We start from the raw sequence: 18,902 nt of genomic DNA, 5'->3' as shown, positions 1-18,902 counted from the left end.
AATGATGTGAGCGTGAAAACTGATAAATTTCATATTTCTAATTCTTTTTATACCTTGCCGGAGTAAGATCAGAGATTATAAACCGTAAAATGTATGGTAAAACATTATTTTGGTATTATTTGCATCGTCTTGCTATTTATGTTGGCTGCATGCACCTCTAACAAAAATCCAAAAGACAACAAGAAAGAAGATCGCCCAATTATTGTTCGTGATTTATCTGAGATTTTGGATGATGGCGTATTGAATGTGGTTACCACCTATAGCAGTACCAGTTATTTTCTGTACCGGGGACAGCCTATGGGTTACGAGTATGAACTGCTAAAACGTTTTGCCGAACACCTTGGTGTTGAATACAAACTTGAGGTATCGAATGATTTTGAGACCATGCACGAAATGCTGATGAACGGAAAAGTTGACCTCATTGCGCATGGATTAACCATTACCGGAAAACGCAAGGAGTTGGTGCAGTTTTCCGATTATTTGTACCTCACTCACCAGGTTTTGGTACAGAAAAAGCCCGACAACTGGCGAAAGATGAAATGGAGTGCAGTACAAAACGCGTTACTACACGATGCCATTGAGCTGATTGACGATACCGTTTCGGTACGCGCCAACTCGTCATATCTGAACCGGGTAGAAAACCTTATGGACGAAATGGGCGGAACAATTTATGTTGATACACTGCCCGGCGACTTGTCGACCGATAAAATTATTGAAATGGTATCGACCGGCGAAATCAAGTACACCTTTGCCGATAATAATATTGCCAGCATAAATGCATCGTATTATCCCAATCTCGATATCCGGGTACCGGTTAGTTTTTCACAACGTATGGCCTGGGCTCTCCGTCCCAATTCGGATGAGTTACTGGCTGAACTAAACAGCTGGATCGACTCGATGAAAAACGGAGTAGCGTATTACGTCATTTACAACAAGTACTTTAAAAACGAACGGTCGTTTAAGATGCGCGAAAACAGTGTTTTCTACAGTATTAACCACAACCGGATAAGTGAATACGACGATTTGATACAAACCTATGCTGATACAATAGGTTGGGACTGGCGATTGATGGCATCGATGATTTACCAGGAATCGAGGTTTAATCCGGTGTCGGAATCGTGGGCAGGAGCCAAAGGGTTGATGCAAATGATGCCGCAAACTGCCGAACGTTACGGAGTTGAAGACAGAACCGACCCTGAGGACAACCTTGATGGAGCAACCAAGGTGTTAAAAGTTTTGTGGGACCGTTTTATTGATATTCCTGATTCGGTGCAGCGCATAAAATTTACAATGGCTGCCTATAACTGTGGTTACAGCCATGTGCTTGATGCACGAACACTGGCCGAAGAGGAAGGAATTGACAGTTACAGGTGGGATGAATGTGTTGAGGAATCGATGTTAAAACTTAGCTATCCCGAGAATTACAATAAACCATTTATTAAATATGGTTATGTGCGCGGAATTGAACCGGTGAGTTATGTGAAACAGATTTTTAGCCGCTACGAGCATTATACGCAGTTGCTGGAATAAAAAAACCGCTTCCCAAACGAGAAACGGTTTTTACTATTTTATATCGAAATTTGTTCTTACTGAACGTCGATAGCATTCAAATCTTCAAAAGCCTGTTTCAAACGGGCAATCATTGATTCTTCTGCTTTACGCAACCAAACACGTGGGTCGTAGTATTTTTTGTTTGGTTTTTCATCACCTTCAGGGTTTCCAATTTGTCCTTGCAGGTAATCGTGGTTAGCAGCTTCAAAAGCACGAACGCCATCCCAGTATGCCCACTGCGTATCGGTGTCGATGTTCATTTTAACAACACCGTACGAAATAGCTTCGCGAATTTCTTCGTGAGTTGAACCTGATCCGCCGTGGAATACAAAGTTCACTGGCTTTTCTTTAGTTCCCAATTTCTCCTGGATGTACTTCTGCGAGTTGTCAAGAATTTTTGGAGTCAGTTTAACGTTACCCGGTTTGTATACACCGTGCACGTTACCAAACGATGCTGCAATTGTAAAGTTTGGCGAAACTTTGCTTAATTCTTCGTAAGCGTAGCAAACTTCTTCCGGCTGCGTGTACAATTTCGATGCATCAACATCGCTGTTATCAACACCATCTTCTTCACCACCGGTAATACCCAATTCAATTTCCAGAGTCATGCCCATTTTGGCCATGCGCTCCAGGTATTTTTTGCTGATCTCGATGTTCTCTTCCAATGGCTCTTCGCTAAGGTCAAGCATGTGCGAGCTGAAAAGTGGTTTACCGGTTTCAGCAAAGTGTTTTTCGCTGGCATCCAACAAACCGTCAATCCAAGGCAACAATTTTTTTGCGGCGTGGTCGGTGTGCAGGATAACACGTACACCGTAAGCTTCAGCTAAAGTGTGAATGTGTTTTGCACCTGCAACAGCTCCTAAAATGGCTGCTTCCTGGCCTTCAAGTTTTAAACCTTTACCGGCGTTAAATGCAGCACCACCGTTCGAAAATTGAATCATAACAGGAGCGTTTACCTCTTTGGCAACTTCCATAATTGCATTAACTGAAGAAGAACCTACAACATTTATTGCAGGCATGGCAAATTGTTTAGCTTTAGCTTCTTCGAAAATAAATTGTACGTCGGCACCGGTAACAACTCCCGGCTTAACGTTTTCGGATATTTTTCCCATAATTAAATCGTTTTACTTTTAAATCAAATAGAATAAGAACACAAAATTACGATTTGAGTTTAGGTTAACCAATTTTTCCTTGTTAATGATCGTAAAAAACGGACAAAATTATCTGAAAATTAACGCTGTAACATTATTGTATTTAACGTTAAATATCGATTCGGGGATTTATCTAAACCTCTTCATTCTCTGTTTTTTATTTACTTTCACGGCGCAAAAAAAATTAAAAACCAAAGATTAATTCGAATAAAAATGGCAGTAAGTTACAAAGACTTAGGCTTGACGAACACAAAAGAAATGTTCGCAAAAGCAGTTGAAGGCGGATATGCTGTTCCAGCTTACAACTTTAATAACCTTGAGCAAATGCAGGCTATTCTTCAGGCTTGTGTTGAAACAAAATCACCGGTAATTCTTCAGGTATCATCAGGTGCACGTAAATATGCCAACGCTACTTTGTTGCGTAACATGGCACGTGGTGCTGTTGAGTATGTAAAAGAACTGGGTTGCGAAATTCCTATCGTTCTTCACCTGGATCATGGCGATACTTTTGAATTGTGTAAAGACTGTATCGATAACGGTTTCTCTTCAGTAATGATTGATGGTTCGCACCACTCATACGAAGAAAACGTGGCACTTACAAAACAAGTTGTTGAATACGCACACGCACACGGTGTAAGTGTTGAAGGTGAGCTGGGTGTTTTGGCAGGTGTTGAAGACGATGTAGTTGCTGAAGAATCAACTTATACAAGACCAGAAGAGGTTGAGGATTTTGTAAAACGTACCGGTGTTGATTCACTGGCTATTTCGATTGGTACTTCTCACGGAGCACACAAATTTACTCCTGAGCAGTGTACTAAAAACGAAGACGGCGTTTTGGTTCCACCACCATTAAAATTTGATATCCTGGAAGAAATTGAAAAACGTATTCCTGGTTTCCCAATCGTTCTTCACGGTTCTTCTTCTGTTCCGATGGATCAGGTAGAAGTTATTAATGCAAACGGCGGCGATTTGAAAGCTGCTGTAGGTATTCCTGAAGATCAGTTGCGTAAAGCGGCTTCTTCTGCAGTATGTAAAATTAACATCGACTCTGACGGTCGTTTGGCAATGACTGCAGCTATCCGCAAAACAATGAACGATAATCCTGCAGAATTCGACCCACGTAAATACCTGGGACCTGCACGCGATTCATTAAAAGAGTTGTACAAGCACAAAAACGAAAACGTTTTGGGTTCGGCAGGAAAAGCTTAAGAAAGTAATTCCATATATTATAGAAAGGACGGTGAATTCACCGTCCTTTTTTTATGAAATGCTGTCGACAGCCCCTAATTTCATTTTTGTTTGTAAGCACTTTAATCCGAAAAGTATTATTCCCCAAAACTGACATTTTGCTATTTTTTGTGCGCTATCATAGGGAATAAGTGCGAAATAAGTAGGGAAAACATATGGTTGATAGAAATATATTTCTTAAGTTTGATTTCTCGAAACCCCTGACGCATAATAGGCAGTGAATTCCATTTCAATTATTTTATACGTCCTTGTAGAAGTAAAAGCATTGCTCTAAACTGGGTATTATAGGTTGTGTAATGATAGTAAAACAAGGGCATATAGGTATTCTCGGAATTCTTCTGATCTTTTCTTTTCAGATAAATCGTGTTGTTGCACAACCCGAATTTCTTCCACTACATCATTTAGGAACCGAAGAGGGTTTATCCTCATCATCTGTTACAAGTATCGTTCAGGATCAAAACAGTTTTATGTGGATTGGAACCCGCAAGGGGCTTAATCGTTTTGATGGTTACCATTTTAAAACCTACCGTCAAGATGAAAACAAGCTTGAGAATAATGCCTTGCCCGATAATTTGATTCTGGCCCTGTGTATCGATAATAATAACCGCTTGTATGTGGGATCGAATTCGGGCTTAAGTTTTTATGATCCTACACGCGATAAGTTGCACAGTTTTAAATACGATTCATTATCCTGTTTACACGATCTTCCCATTCAGGCAAGAGCCCTGCAAGTGGACAAAAATGGTTCGGTATACATTGCCAGTTCCAACGGAATCTTTTGTTTCGATCCGCAGAGAAATACCGTAGAGCATATAAATAATTTAGGCATTTCGGTTATTGATGACGTGTTTCTAGCCTCCGACGGACGGCTATGGTTTGGTTCGGCCAACGGACTTGCCGTATTAAATACCGAAACAAAAGAAATTGAGAGGGTAGTAAAAGGTGTTAACAATGAAAATTACTCCGGAACAAGAATCGGTAAAATTATGGAAGACCGTTCGGGAAACATTTGGGCAGCCAGTTATGCGCACGGGCTGTTTATGGTGGCAAGGAATAACAAGGGTGAAGCGCGTTTAAAAAACTTTAGGCACGATCCGAACCAGCCGGGCTCTATCTCGGAAAACCGCTTGTTAAGCCTCGTAGCCGACAAAGACAATAATATTTGGGTAGGGGCCGAAAACGACGGTATTTATTGCCTCGACAAAAACCGGCAACAGTTTAAACATTTTCTGTCTGCTAAATCCGATCCACTGGTTGCACAAACCTATTCGGGCGAATGTCTTTTTATCGATAGCGGCGACAATTTATGGATAGGAACTTATGCAAACGGAGTACAGATAGCTCCTGAAAATGGGGAGGCCATTGTGTCGTACAACAAGTTTAAAGGAGGAGATTTAAGCAATACCAACAATATGGTAAATGCTTTTTTTGAGCTTAACGATAGTACCATTGCCATAGCTACCGATGGGGGTGGAGTGAATTTTATGAATAAAAATACCGGTTTCTTTACCAATCTGAATTCGTCCAATTCTGATTTGCCCAACGATTATGTGTTGTCGATAATTGAAGATGAGGATGGAAACGGCTGGCTGGCAACCTGGGGATCGGGATTGGTACGTTATGACGGTAAAAGCGGGGTGTTTACAAAGTTTGATACAGAGAGTTCTCCAATTCCTGACGATAACCTGTTTCACGTTTGCCCGGGAAATCACTCCGATTTGCTAATTGCTACATTTAGTGCGGGAGTTGTGCGGTATTTTCCAAAAGAAAACAAGTGGGAAGTGTTTGATGCTGAAAACAGCGATCTTCAGGCTAATTATGTCAACGTAATTCGCAGGGCCGACGATGAATCCTTTTTTGTAGGAACCAACTCGGGATTGGTACGGTACTTTCCTGAAAATAATTCATTTACCAATTGTTCGGTTACGAACGAAATGGAAACGCTGAGTGCGGCTCATATCTACGATATTTTTGTTGAAAGTCCTACTTCGGTTTGGGTGGGAAGCTTGTCGGGTTTATATCATTTTAACCCGAAAACCGGAGATGTCCGCACTTTCACTGTAAATGACGGCTTGCCTAATAATACAGTGAATGGTATTATAAAAGATGCCGATGGCTTTCTGTGGTTTTCAACTTCTGACGGATTGTGTCGATACAATGATAATCAAAATGTATTTGAAAGTTATTACAGCGACGACGGCCTGCAGAGCAATGAATTCAGGCCGAGAAGTGTGTTGGTCGACTCGGATAACAATTTATATTTTGGAGGAATCAACGGCTTCAGCATTATTTACCCCGGAAAGCTGAAAAAGAACGAACATGTGCCGGTTGTAAAACTAACAGAGCTGGAGATCTTTAACAAAGTAGTTTATCCGAACGAGCCCGAATCGCCGCTTGAAAGAGTGATCTCAGAAGTTGATGAGATTAAAATTTCTGAAAAACGATCGGTTTTAACCTTTCATTTTAGTGTCTTGGATTATGCCAGCCCAACAAAAAATCAACATGCTTACATGCTTGAGTATTTCGACAAAGATTGGATTTATTGCGGAACACGGCATCAGGCAACCTATACCAATCTTGATCCCGGAATGTATATTTTGAGGGTGAAAGGTGCCAACGGCGATGGGGTTTGGAATGAAGAAGGGATTGCGCTCAGGATTATTATAGTACCTCCGTGGTGGAAAAGCTGGTGGTTTATTTTAACTCTGTTCGTAATTTTTGTTTGTATTTTCTGGTTTGTCAATCACATGCGTGTGAGGTCGCTCGAGCAGCAAAAGCAGAAACTGGAAAGGGCTGTGGCAAGTCGTACCAATCAACTTGCGGAAATAAATGCCACAAAGGATAAATTATTTTCGGTTATTGCGCACGACCTTCGAAACCCGTTTAATGTAATTTTGGGGTACACCGATGTGCTGATCGAGGGTTACCAAAAGTTCGATAAGAAACTTATGGCGGAGATCCTTGAAAACCTGAAAGCAGCCGGTGACGGGGCTTTTGCTTTACTCGAGAATCTGATGAACTGGTCGAGGTCGCAGCGGGGAGTGATTGAGTTTTCTCCAAAATCAATCGTTCTTGATGATTTTATTTCAGTGGCGCTTTACGAAATTGAGGCAGTAGCGAAGAAAAAGGGAGTTGTGATTGAAAATCGGATTCAGGATAAATCATTAGATGTGTATGCCGATTATAATATGCTTTTGCTCATTTTCAGGAACTTGCTTACCAATGCGGTAAAATTCAGCAATCCCGAAAGTTCGGTTTATATTGTAAGAGGTAATTCGGATGATCGTTTTATAACGCTGGGAATTCGCGATGAAGGTGTTGGAATGGAGCCCGATAAAATGAAGTATTTATTTCGGACGGGAAAACAGGAAACAGTACCGGGGACCAAAGGCGAAAAAGGCAGCGGACTGGGTTTAATGCTTTGCAAAGAGTTTATCGAATGGCATAACGGTAAAATCTGGGTGGAGAGTTCCTTGGGAAAAGGTTCTGTTTTTTGGTTTACTCTGCCGTTAAACGAAAAGGTGTTCGATCATTTGTAGTTCTTCGGATTTGCTGAAAATCTGGGTGTTAAGATTGCTTTTGTCTTCAAGCCAGACAGGCTCTTTCTTTTCCATTCGATGAAAAGAAAGTCCCGATTTTATCGGGATCAAAAAATAACCTTTGCGTTTTTTCAATGTGACCAATTTGCCCGACTGACGGATTTTTGACGAGCCCGCACAAAATTTACCCTCAAGTCCGCCTTCGAGAAAAAGCGTTAAGAAAATAAATGGAGAGAGCGTGAAAAAATCAAGTCTGTTTGACGCTCGTCAGCACTGAGGTACGAAGGGCTAAAAGGAGAGCCTGTCCCGATCGGTAGCATCGGGAAGTTTCTTGATTTTAGTGAAAGGAATTTATTTTTAGCTTTTTATCGTCAGCGGTGGCTTTTTTGAATCCTTTTTCAGCTATAGGAAAAAGGATTTTCTGTCTGAAAAGACAAGTGTAAATAGTTTTTATAAATGTTACAGTTATATGAAAGATGGCACCCACTCTCGCAGATGCCATTGTAAAAACCTCAAAACAAACTGTCCCTCAATTTAAGGTTCGTCCCTCTCTCCTCAACTTCTAAACTGCGCTCATAAATAATTCCAAATCTTGTTCAACCTCGGTAATACCGCCGATTCCGAAATTTTCAACCAAAACATTGGCAACATTTGGAGAAAGGAATGCCGGAAGTGTTGGCCCAAGGTGTATATTTTTTACGCCCAGGTGTAACAGTGCCAGTAACACAATTACTGCTTTTTGTTCGTACCAGGCAATGTTGTACGAAATTGGTAGTTCGTTAATATCGTTCAGCTCAAATACCTCTTTCAGTTTTAAGGCAATAACTGCCAGCGAATACGAGTCGTTACACTGTCCGGCATCAATTACGCGTGGAATACCACCGATATCGCCAAGAGGCAGTTTGTTGTAACGGTATTTTGCACATCCTGCAGTAAGAATCACAGTGTCTTGTGGCAATTGCTCAGCAAATTCTGTGTAGTAGTCGCGGCTTTTCATGCGTCCGTCGCAGCCGGCCATTACAAAGAATTTTTTGATAGCACCTGATTTTACGGCATCAACAATTTTGTCGGCCAGTGCAAATACCTGAGCGTGTGCAAATCCTCCAACGATCTCTCCGGTTTCAATTTCCTGCGGTGCCGCACATTTTTTAGCGTGCTCGATAATGGCGCTGAAATCTTTCATTTTGCCATCCTTGCGATCCGGAATGTGGATGGCACCGTTAAGACCTGAAGCTCCGGTTGTATAAATACGGTCGGTATAAGTTGCCGATGCTTTTGGCGGAACAATACAGTTGGTAGTAAACAGAATCGGTCCGTTAAAACTTTCGAATTCAGTATTTTGTTTCCACCACGCATTTCCATAGTTACCCACCAGGTGTTCGTATTTTTTGAAAGCCGGATAGTAGTGAGCCGGTAACATTTCACTGTGTGTGTACACATCAACGCCTGTTCCTTCGGTCTGTTTCAGCAATTCTTCCATGTCTTTCATGTCGTGACCTGAAATCAGAATTGCCGGATTATTACGCACCCCGATATTTACTTTTGTAGCCTCAGGATTTCCGTAAGAACCGGTGTTGGCTGCATCCAGTAGTGCCATTACATCAACACCGAATTTCCCCGTTTCCAACGTTAAAGCAACCAGTTCGTCAACACTCAAATCTTCGGTAGTGGCTACCAGGGCACGTTGCATAAAAGCAAAAATCTCATCTTTCTGACTTCCCAGGTTGTAAGCGTGTTCGGCATAAGCTGCCAATCCTTTTACACCGTAAACAATTAACTCGCGCAACGAACGGATGTCTTCGTTTTCAGTGCTCAATACACCAACTTCTTCCGCTTTGGCTTCAAATTCTTCGGTAGTATTTCCTGTCCATGAGGCAAAGGCCGGTAATTCTGCTGGTAAAACAACACCGGCTTCTTTGCTCAATACGTGCAATTCGTTTCTTAACTGAAGTGCTTTTATGATTCGTTTGGTGAATACCGCTGCATCAAAATTGGCATTGGTGATGGTACTGAACAAACCATCGAAAACAAATTTGTCAACTTTATTAGGGTTGGCACCAACTGCTCTTAATTTCTCGTTATACCAGCAAATACCTTTCAATACGTAAAGTAAAGTATCTTGTAAATTAGCTACATCACTGGTTTTTCCACATACTCCTGCAATAGTGCAGCCGGTTCCTTTGGCTGCTTCCTGACATTGAAAACAAAACATACTCATTTCTACTATTCTTTATTTAGATTATTCTTTTGATTTTTTTGTGAAAAGGGGCTGATTCTATCACAACTTAATTGGGTAATTTTTGTGGTTTACATCCACTCATCGCTTAATATATCGCCCTTAATTCCTATCACAACTTCTTTAACGGGTACCTTTCGCGATGCCATTTGGGTGGCCATTTTTACCATTTGCGACAATCCTCCGCAACATGGAACTTCCATAATTACTACGGTTATTGTGTTTACTCTCGATTCGTCGATCAGCTTCACCAGTTTCTGAACGTAGATATCCTTTCCCTGGTCGAGTTTTGGACAGGCAATTACCATTTTCCGACCTTTTATAAAGTCGTTGTGGAAATTACCGTATGCAAAACCTGCACAGTCGGCTGCTACCAATAGATCGGCGCCCTGGAAATAACTTGCTGCCGGGTTAATCAAGTGCATTTGCACCGGCCACTGGGTAAGTTCCGATGGAACTTCTGCCGCTGGAGCGGCCATTTTTAAACCACCTGCATCAAAAGCCATTGGTGCCGAACCCGGACATCCGCCGCTGGCACAACCACCACCCGAAGCTTGTTCTTCTTTTGCTCCGTGAAGCAATTCGTGCACTTCGCTGATCTCGAAAGGCATGGCCTCGCGATTGGCTTTTATAAAACCCAATGCCTGCTGCAAATAGCCGGTTTCGTTATGATCCTGCAAGTGTTTTAAATGCGCAAACATGGTGGCTTTTCCTTGTTTTACCATTTGCGAAATGGTTGTAATTTCGTCGTAAGCATCGGCTTCACGCTCTTCAATGGTAATTGCTCCTTCCGGGCAATGGCCAATACAGGCGCCCAGTCCGTCGCACATTAACTCACTAATCAGTCGTGCTTTTCCGTCAATAATCTGCAACGCGCCTTCGTGGCAGTTCGGCACACAAACGCCGCATCCGTTACACAAATCCTCGTCAATTTTTATTATCTCCCGTATCATCTTTTTTATTCTTTTCTTTAAGTTTACGCAACAAAAGTAGGTTGCCGGTGTTAGGCAAAATGTATCAATTGTTACAAAATGATAGATTATTCAATTCTTGTTAAAAGTCCGTTGTTTAATGGCATTTCAGAAGAAGAGTGCATGACGCTTTGCTCGAAAATTCATTACCAGGTACGTAAATTCGAAAAGGATGCGATTGTTGTGCAGGGAGGCGAGGAGGTTACCAACTTGTTTGTTGTGCTTTCCGGAAGTGTTCGGGGCGAGATGATCGATTACTCGGGGAAAACGGTGAAGATTGAAGACATTGAAGCACCGCGTCCCTTGGCAGCTGCTTTTTTGTTTGGTAAAGAAAACAAGTTTCCGGTTACGGTAACTGCCAATAAAAAGTCGGAGTTGCTGGCCATTCCTGTTGTTGAATTCCTGAAATTGTTACAACTAAATACACGTTTGTTACGCAATTATTTGAATAACATTTCAACGCGTGCGCAGTTTCTTTCGCAAAAACTGCATTTTCTGAGTTTTAAAACCATAAAAGAAAAGGTTGCGCATTTTCTGCTTCAACAGGCGGGCGACCGGTTTCATTCGTTCGAACTAAAAAATACACAACAACAGCTGGCCGAATTGTTTGGAGTTACCCGGCCATCGCTCGCGCGTGTACTTGGCGAAATGCAGAGTGAAAACCTGATAAAAATTGAAAAGAAAACCGTTACCCTGCTTGATAAAGAGGGATTAAACAGCTTATTGGAAAATGGATAGAAACCTGAATTTAATCCGTTACAACATATTTCAGCCTTTCGATAAACTTTGTGCTTTTACCACCACCAAAAGTACCTTGCCGGTTAAACGCGTGCGATACAGCAATGTGCCCGAAAATAAGGCAAAACTGGCCGAGGCACTGGCGCTGGAAGTTGGGCAAATGGTTTATCCCGATCAAACGCACAGCAGCTGTGTTGCCGCTATTCAGGAGGCTCCCGATGCTGTAATTTCAGAAACCGATGCACTGGTTACCAATCAGGTCGGGCTGTGTTTGTGTGTGCAAACGGCCGATTGTGTTCCGGTATTGTTGTTCGATCCGGAGGCAAAAGTAATTGCTGCTGTTCACGCCGGGTGGCGCGGTACCGTTGGCGGAATAGCTGAAAAGGCGATTAGCAAAATGACTAACTACGGCGCTTCTGCAAAAAATATTGTGGCTGCCATTGGCCCGTCAATTAGTCCCGAAATATATGAAGTGGGTGACGAAGTGGTGGCTGCTGCCCGAAAATCGATTCCAAATGCTGAAACAACCCTGCATAAAAACGGTACAGGCAAATTTCATTTTAACCTTTGGGAGGCCAACCGGCAGTTGTTGTTAAAAAACGGGGTGCCGGCTCAAAATATTGAGGTGCTTGGAGCGTGTTCGTTTTCCGAGGCCGAAAAGTATTATTCCGCACGCCGCGATGGGGTAGATACCGGTCGAATGGTTTCGGGTATAATGATTTTGTAACCTCACCGGAATAAACATTTAACAAAAAAATATATATTTACTCCTCAAACAATTAATATTAACCCAAAATGAATACTCAAAACACTGGTTTATTCCCCAAAACAATTCTTATTTTTTTAATCATTTTTCTTTCTCTTCAGCAAAAAAGCAGCGCCCAGGAAGGAGCTTATTGGATGGGGCTATCCTCTAAGAATCCGGCACTTATCGGTACCCCGTCAGACTGGGTTTGGGGTGTTGCAGAGTTTGCTGATATTCCGGAATACAATGATGCCTACAACAGTTTTGCATTAATTGCTGATTATACCATTTCGCAAAAAGCAGGCACGATAGGTGCAAATTTTATTCGCACGCATAAAGGAGATGAGACGGCATTTTTGGCGGAGTTACTTTATGCGTACACGATTACTCGGAAAAAGAACAGGCAATGGAATTTTGGGGTATCGACAGGTATTGAGGGGCAGGAGAGTGATTATAGCAGCTATGGTTACAGTAACCCGAAAGCAAGTTATCTGAAATCAAACCTTGGTACTTTATATCGTTCGCGGAAATTGGATTTAGGGCTTAGTTATGCTTTTTTTAATGAGGTAGATAACGAATATAGTTCGGGCAGTTTAATTGATAACTATGTTACGTTTATTACTGCTTACCGCTTTTATATAAAAGAGAAGTTTGTAATTGAGCCTAATCTTAGAATGGACTTTGGCGGTGGCGACAATGATGGTTTTGGTGGAATTCATACGGCGTACAACAATAAAGTCTGGTTAGGGTATGTAACTACCGGAACAAACGGGGTGCGTAGCATATACTCCGGGGCAGATGTTTCAAACCGATTCAGGATTGCATTGAGGTATTCTTTTTCTGACTACTACCAGCTTGGAACGATAAAGTTCTATCAATTCACGCTGGGGTATAAATTGAATTAGTAAAGCCATATTGCTGAAGGAGTGGTGTAGCGAGTTGTGATGTTTAAGCAAGCTTAATTTTGGTAAAGAACAGATATAATTATTTCGAACAAAAACCATATAGTAATGAAAGTCAAAAGCAGCAGGCACATTGTATTAAAACTATTTACCGTGTTAAGCTTGGTATTCCATTTTTCTAACCAAAAATCGTTAGCTCAGGAAGGAGCTTATTGGATGGGACTATCATTCCAAAACCCGGCGGCAATTTCTACTCCATCCGATTGGATTTATGGATCCTTTTCTCACCTGGCCTACGATTTTGGAGACTTTGGGAAGGAATCCTATAATTTGTTTGCTGCTTCGTTCGATTATAAAATATCTCAAAAAGCCGGAACCATAGGGCTCGATTTTTACCATACAAAGCTCAGTCTCGAAACAGCTAATCTAGTGAAAGTAAATTATGCCTATGACTTCAATGTTTTTGATGCTGCTATTTTAAGTTTCGGAATTTCGGGCGGTACTACTTTCCACAAGAATGCCTTGTCTGAATATGTTTCTCTTGATCCCAATGATCCTTTTTTTGAAAATCCTCTGGATGAACATTACAAAACGTTTAATGGAAATATGGGTGTTTTTATTTATTCGGAAAGGTTAAGTGCAGGATTGAGTGTAACCGTTCAGGAACAAATTTCCGGTGAAGATAATTTGGCGATTGATATTCCTGCGGTTTTTACCGGAGTTTTTTCTTATAAAATTGTTAATACACAGAACTTTGCGTTCACCCCAAATCTTATGGTCGACTATTCCGATGAAGACTATACGCTTATACCTGGAATTTTTGCAGAATACAAAAACACATTCTGGGGCGGGTACCAGAATTTTGATTTCGAGGATTTCCACTCACTCATGTTGGGAGTAGACTTGAAACAAAAATTCCGACTTGGATATAGCTATAGTTTTAATGATTTTCTGAATAGTAAAACACTGAATACTCACGAATTTGTGCTTGGATACCGGCTTAACAGTAAAAGCTGAGTTCGGGAAATAAGTTTTATGATTTTGTAATTCTTTCCGGCTTCATTTATGTAAAACCTCATAAAGCTGCAGTTGGAAGGGCACATTTGGGCAAAAATATTTAGACTTCCGCATACAGAAGACCATATATTTTTGAAAAAATGCCCCCTTCTAATTGCAAAAGGTAATGAATTTGCAAAAAAATGCCCTCTTCCGCACTTGTTAGCCTATAGTTGTTGGCTACATTTCACGTTAATAAGCTTTAATTATAATATACTGTTCTCTGAGTTTTCAGCAAAAGCCTTATCTTCGCAACTATTAAAAATTTCGAACATTTACGCTTTCAGAAATCACTTGAAAATGAAGCAATACAGATTGTTTAATATCGTTTTTGGCTGGGTTAGTTTTTTAATTGCAGCCATTGTTTATTTAATGACCATTGAACCCACTGTAAGTTTTTGGGACTGTGGCGAATTTATTACAACAGCTTTTAAATTTGAAGTAGGTCACCCGCCGGGGGCACCGATTTTTATGATCGTTGGCCGCTTCTTCACACTATTTGCAGGCCCTGAAGGCGCCGCAAAAATGGTGAATGTGCTTTCAGCACTGGCCAGTGCCGGAACCATTATGTTCCTGTTTTGGACCATCACCCACCTGGCAAAAAAGATAATGGTAAAAGCCGAAGAGGTTTCACTGGGGCAAACCATTTCAATTTGCGCAGCCGGTTTGGTGGGAGCGCTGGCTTACACATTCTCCGATACATTCTGGTTTTCGGCTGTTGAAGGCGAAGTTTACGCCAGCTCGTCGTTGTTAACGGCAGTGGTATTCTGGGCCATTTTAAAATGGGAAAACGTTGCCGACGAAAAATATGCCAACCGCTGGCTGATATTTATTGCTTACGTAGTTGGCCTGTCAATCGGGGTTCACTTACTGAATCTGCTGGCAATTCCGGCCATTGTTTTTGTTTATTATTTCAGAAAATATGAAGTAACCCGCAACGGTATTATCTGGGCTTTGGTGGCTTCGGTGGTGTTGCTGGGAGCTATAATGTACGGTATTATTCCGGGTTTTGTAACCATTGCATCGTGGTTCGAACTGATGTTTGTTAACGGCTTTGGTTTGCCTTATCACTCAGGCGTTTTCTTTTATGTTGTGCTGGTAATTGCTGCCATAGCTTTTGGAATTTACTACACGCACAAAAAACAAAAAGTGGTATGGAACACTGTATTACTGGGGGTTGCCGTAATTCTTATCGGTTACTCATCGTTTGCTATAATAATTATTCGTTCATCGGCTCAACCGCCAATGGATCAGAATAGTCCGAACGATACTTTCTCGCTGCTGGGCTACCTCAACCGCGAACAATACGGATCGCGTCCGTTGTTTAGCGGCCAGTACTACAATTCGCCTTACAAAGTGGGCGATCGTTTTACTGAAGGAAGTCCGGTTTATTCGCAGGTCGACGGAAAATACAAAATTACGTATCACCGTTTTAATCCGAATTACGACGAGAAATTCACCACCGTTTTCCCGCGTATGTGGAGCAATATGGATCCGCAACACGAGCAGGATTATCAGCAGTGGGCACAAATAAAAGGTACACGTATTCAGTTCCGCAACGAACGTGGCGAGGTGGAAACCATTGTAAAACCAACCATGGGCGAAAACCTGCGGTTTTTCTTTCGCTACCAGGTAAATCATATGTACTGGCGCTACTTTATGTGGAACTTTGTGGGGCGCCAAAACGATATTCAGGGACACGGAGATATACTATACGGAAACTGGTTGAGTGGTATAAAATTTATTGATGAGGCTCGTTTGGGCAATCAGGATAATTTACCTGCTGAACTGGCCAATAACAAAGCCCGAAACACCTATTTCTTCCTGCCCCTACTGCTCGGATTACTGGGCATCTTTTTCCAGTATAACCGCGGTAAAGAAGGCCGGAAAGGACTTTGGGTGGTATTCCTGCTGTTTGTATTAACCGGCTTGGCCATCGTAATTTATCTGAACCAGTATCCGCACCAGCCGCGCGAACGCGATTATGCTTATGCCGGTTCGTTCTATGCCTTTGCAATCTGGATTGGTTTGGGAGTGCTGGCCATTTCCGAAACATTAAAAAAATACATTCCTGAAACACTTGCCGGAGGAATTGCCGGACTGGTAACGCTGATTTTGGTTCCCGGAATTATGGGAGCGCAAAACTGGGACGACCACGATCGATCAGGACGATATACTGCCCGCGATTTTGGTGCCAATTACCTGAAAACATGCGAGCCAAATGCGGTGATTTTCACCAATGGCGATAACGATACATTCCCGCTGTGGTATAACCAGGAGGTGGAAGGTGTTCGGACCGACGTCCGTGTGTGTAACTTAAGTTATCTGCAAACCGATTGGTATATCGATCAGATGCGCCGACAAGCTTACGATTCGGAGCCAATCGATTTTACGTTAAAGCCCGATCAGTATCTGTTGGGAACCCGCGATGCGGTTTACATTGTTGATGATCCACGCTTCAAGCGTGATTTTGTTGGATTAAAACAGGGCATTGATTGGATTGCCAATGATGACCCGGCTACCAAACTGCAGCAGGCCGACAATGCAGCTTATCTTCCGAAAAAGAAACTTCAGTTTAAAGTGGATAAGGAAGCAGTGATCAGAAATAAAGTGGTTGCTCCGGAAGATTACGACAAAATTGTTGACGAGATAGTTATTGATTTGTCGGGCAAAAGTATGTTATCGAAAGATGAAATGATGGTGCTCGATATGTTGGCAACCAACAACTGGGAACGTCCTATTTACTGGTCGATTACCGTTGGCCGCAGCAAATACCTGAATCTTGAGGATTATTTCCAGGTGGAAGGTTTTGCCTACCGTTTGGTTCCGATAAAAACCCAGAGTAATCCGCAGCAATTGCAGTTTGGCCGGGTGAATACATCTGCGATGTACGATAACCTGATGAACAACTTCGAGTGGGGTAACATGAACGACCCTGAAGTGTACCTCGACGAAACCAATACCCGCATGATGACCAACATCCGGAACAGTTTTAACCGACTGGCATCGGCATTGATTGAAGAAGGTAAAAAGGATTCGGCCATTGCAGTTATCGACCGCTGCAACGAGTTGTTACCAAACAGCATTATACCTTACGAATATTTTGCCCTGGAACTGGCCGACGGTTATATCCGGGCTGGTGCAAACGATAAAGGTCTTGAAATGGTTGAAACCGCATATGGCGTATTCAACGACGAACTGACTTATTATTTCTCACTACAGCCTAAGTTTATGGGGGGCATTATGGAAGAGATTCAACGCAAGCTGTTCTATATGCAGCAGCTGCAACGAACAGCTTCAAAAGCGGGTAACAGCGAATTGGCTGAACAAATTGGCGGAAGCCTGCAAAGCTATTTCGAACGATATGGCAACATGCAATAGTAAAAATTAAAAGCAACATACTGATGAATATTTTGATTGTAGGCTCGGGAGGAAGAGAGCACGCTTTGGGATGGAAAATTAAACAAAGCGAAAAAGTAGATAATTTGTTTTTTGCACCGGGAAATGCCGGTACATCTGAATTGGGAACCAACCTGGATGCAGGTGTTTCTGATTTTCAGAAAATAAAAACACTGGTGCTCGAAAATAACATCGACCTGATGTTAGTGGGGCCGGAAGTGCCTTTGGTAGAAGGACTGCACGATTTTTTTGCTGCCGATCCTGAACTGGCATCGGTAAAAGTTGTTGGCCCGAAAAAAGCCGGTGCCGAACTGGAAGGAAGTAAGGACTTTGCCAAAGCTTTTATGGCTCGTCACGACATTCCTACAGCAAAATATTTTACGGTAACTGCCGATAACCTGGATAAAGGTGTTGAGTTCCTGACCACCATGCAATCGCCGTATGTGCTTAAAGCTGATGGTTTGGCTGCCGGTAAAGGGGTGCTGATCATCGACTCGCTGGAAGAGGCACAAAACTCGCTGAAGGAAATGCTCGACGGGCAGTTTGGCGAGGCCAGCAGCAAAGTGGTAATCGAAGAGTTTTTGAGCGGCGTGGAAGTTTCGGTATTTGTTCTTACCGATGGTAAAGATTATAAAATTCTTCCCGAAGCAAAAGATTATAAACGAATTGGCGAAGGCGATACCGGCTTAAATACCGGCGGAATGGGTGCCATTACACCGGTCCCGTTTGTTGATGCCGTATTCATGGAAAAAGTGGAGAAGCGGATCATTGCTCCTACGGTTTCGGGCTTGGCAAAAGATGGAATCGACTACTGTGGATTTATCTTCTTCGGACTGATAAATGTAAACAACGAGCCGTATGTAATTGAGTACAACGTGCGTATGGGCGATCCGGAAACCGAAGCGGTTATGTTGCGTGTAAAATCTGACTTTGTTGAGTTGCTTGATGGAGCTGCCAGCGGAACACTTGGCGAAAAAGAGATTGAATTCGACGAGCGTGCTGCCGTTACTGTAATGTTGGTTTCAGGCGGATATCCGGGAGATTACGAAAAAGGAAAAGTGATTACCGGAACTGAAAAGGTAACTGACAGTCTTGTTTTTCATGCAGGAACAAAACAGGCAGGCGACGATGTGGTTACAGCCGGAGGTCGTGTGATTTCGGTAAGTTCGTACGGAACGGATATGAACGATGCACTGGCTACTTCATTTAAAAACGCCGCACATATCGAATTCGAAGGAAAATATTACCGTAAAGACCTGGGATTCGATCTTTAATCCTACGGCTTAAAAAGACTCCGTACTTTGGCTGTTTTTATGTGAGAGCCAAGGTCCGGAGTTATTTATATTCTGAAGTATTGAGAAGCAAA

12 protein-coding genes are annotated in these 18,902 nt (G+C 42.3%); 9 read left to right on the top strand and 3 right to left on the bottom strand.

Going from position 1 to position 18,902, the window contains the following annotated elements:
• Positions 1-93 precede the first annotated feature (93 nt).
• Positions 94-1,530 (top strand): MltF family protein, encoded by a 1,437-nt coding sequence (locus LH29_RS00650; RefSeq protein ID WP_045025647.1) that lies wholly within the window; start codon positions 94-96, stop codon positions 1,528-1,530.
• 56 nt (positions 1,531-1,586) lie between these two features.
• Here the strand turns inward: LH29_RS00650 and fbaA are convergent, their stop codons facing one another.
• Entirely contained in the window at positions 1,587-2,663 is a 1,077-nt protein-coding gene (gene fbaA, locus LH29_RS00645) for a class II fructose-bisphosphate aldolase (protein ID WP_045025646.1), read from the bottom strand.
• Positions 2,664-2,915: 252 nt separating this feature from the next.
• Here fbaA and LH29_RS00640 point away from each other — a divergent pair, with 252 nt between their 5' ends.
• The gene (locus LH29_RS00640; protein WP_045025645.1) at positions 2,916-3,911 is read left to right on the top strand and encodes a class II fructose-bisphosphate aldolase; all 996 of its coding nucleotides are present in this window, start codon (positions 2,916-2,918) and stop codon (positions 3,909-3,911) included.
• A gap of 335 nt (positions 3,912-4,246) precedes the next feature.
• The gene (locus tag LH29_RS00635; RefSeq protein WP_045025644.1) at positions 4,247-7,489 is read left to right on the top strand and encodes a ligand-binding sensor domain-containing protein; all 3,243 of its coding nucleotides are present in this window, start codon (positions 4,247-4,249) and stop codon (positions 7,487-7,489) included.
• Between the two features lie 562 nt (positions 7,490-8,051).
• Here the strand turns inward: LH29_RS00635 and hcp are convergent.
• Positions 8,052-9,707 carry a hydroxylamine reductase gene (hcp, locus tag LH29_RS00630; RefSeq protein ID WP_045025643.1) on the bottom strand — a complete coding sequence of 552 codons (1,656 nt, stop codon included), beginning with the start codon at positions 9,705-9,707 and terminating at the stop codon, positions 8,052-8,054.
• Positions 9,708-9,796: 89 nt separating this feature from the next.
• Complete coding sequence (locus tag LH29_RS00625; RefSeq protein WP_045025642.1) at positions 9,797-10,678, bottom strand: ATP-binding protein; 882 nt, start codon at positions 10,676-10,678, stop codon at positions 9,797-9,799.
• A gap of 78 nt (positions 10,679-10,756) precedes the next feature.
• Between LH29_RS00625 and LH29_RS00620 the strand changes: the two genes are divergently transcribed.
• The 6 genes from LH29_RS00620 to purD all read left to right on the top strand — a co-directional run bounded on the left by LH29_RS00620 (position 10,757) and on the right by purD (position 18,810).
• A complete protein-coding gene (locus tag LH29_RS00620; protein WP_045025641.1) occupies positions 10,757-11,434 on the top strand; it encodes a Crp/Fnr family transcriptional regulator in 678 nt (225 codons plus the stop codon).
• Positions 11,427-12,161, top strand: coding sequence for a peptidoglycan editing factor PgeF (gene pgeF / locus LH29_RS00615; RefSeq protein WP_052670484.1), 735 nt, complete (start codon positions 11,427-11,429; stop codon positions 12,159-12,161). The genes LH29_RS00620 and pgeF overlap by 8 nt, the downstream gene beginning before the upstream one ends.
• A 68-nt stretch (positions 12,162-12,229) precedes the next feature.
• Positions 12,230-13,084, top strand: coding sequence for a type IX secretion system membrane protein PorP/SprF (locus LH29_RS00610; protein ID WP_045025640.1), 855 nt, complete (start codon positions 12,230-12,232; stop codon positions 13,082-13,084).
• 105 nt (positions 13,085-13,189) lie between these two features.
• Positions 13,190-14,098: a PorP/SprF family type IX secretion system membrane protein gene (locus LH29_RS00605; RefSeq protein WP_045025639.1), complete on the top strand. Its 909-nt coding sequence runs from the start codon at positions 13,190-13,192 to the stop codon at positions 14,096-14,098.
• 339 nt (positions 14,099-14,437) lie between these two features.
• Complete coding sequence (locus tag LH29_RS00600; RefSeq protein ID WP_045025638.1) at positions 14,438-17,518, top strand: glycosyltransferase family 117 protein; 3,081 nt, start codon at positions 14,438-14,440, stop codon at positions 17,516-17,518.
• 23 nt (positions 17,519-17,541) lie between these two features.
• Positions 17,542-18,810, top strand: coding sequence for a phosphoribosylamine--glycine ligase (gene purD / locus LH29_RS00595; protein WP_045025637.1), 1,269 nt, complete (start codon positions 17,542-17,544; stop codon positions 18,808-18,810).
• The last annotated feature ends 92 nt before the right edge of the window (positions 18,811-18,902 follow it).

The sequence above is a fragment of the Draconibacterium sediminis genome, assembly GCF_000949475.1.
GTDB lineage: Bacteria > Bacteroidota > Bacteroidia > Bacteroidales > Prolixibacteraceae > Draconibacterium > Draconibacterium sediminis.
The sequence above is the reverse complement of the archived record's forward strand: the minus strand, read 5'-3'. Positions and strand labels throughout refer to the sequence as shown.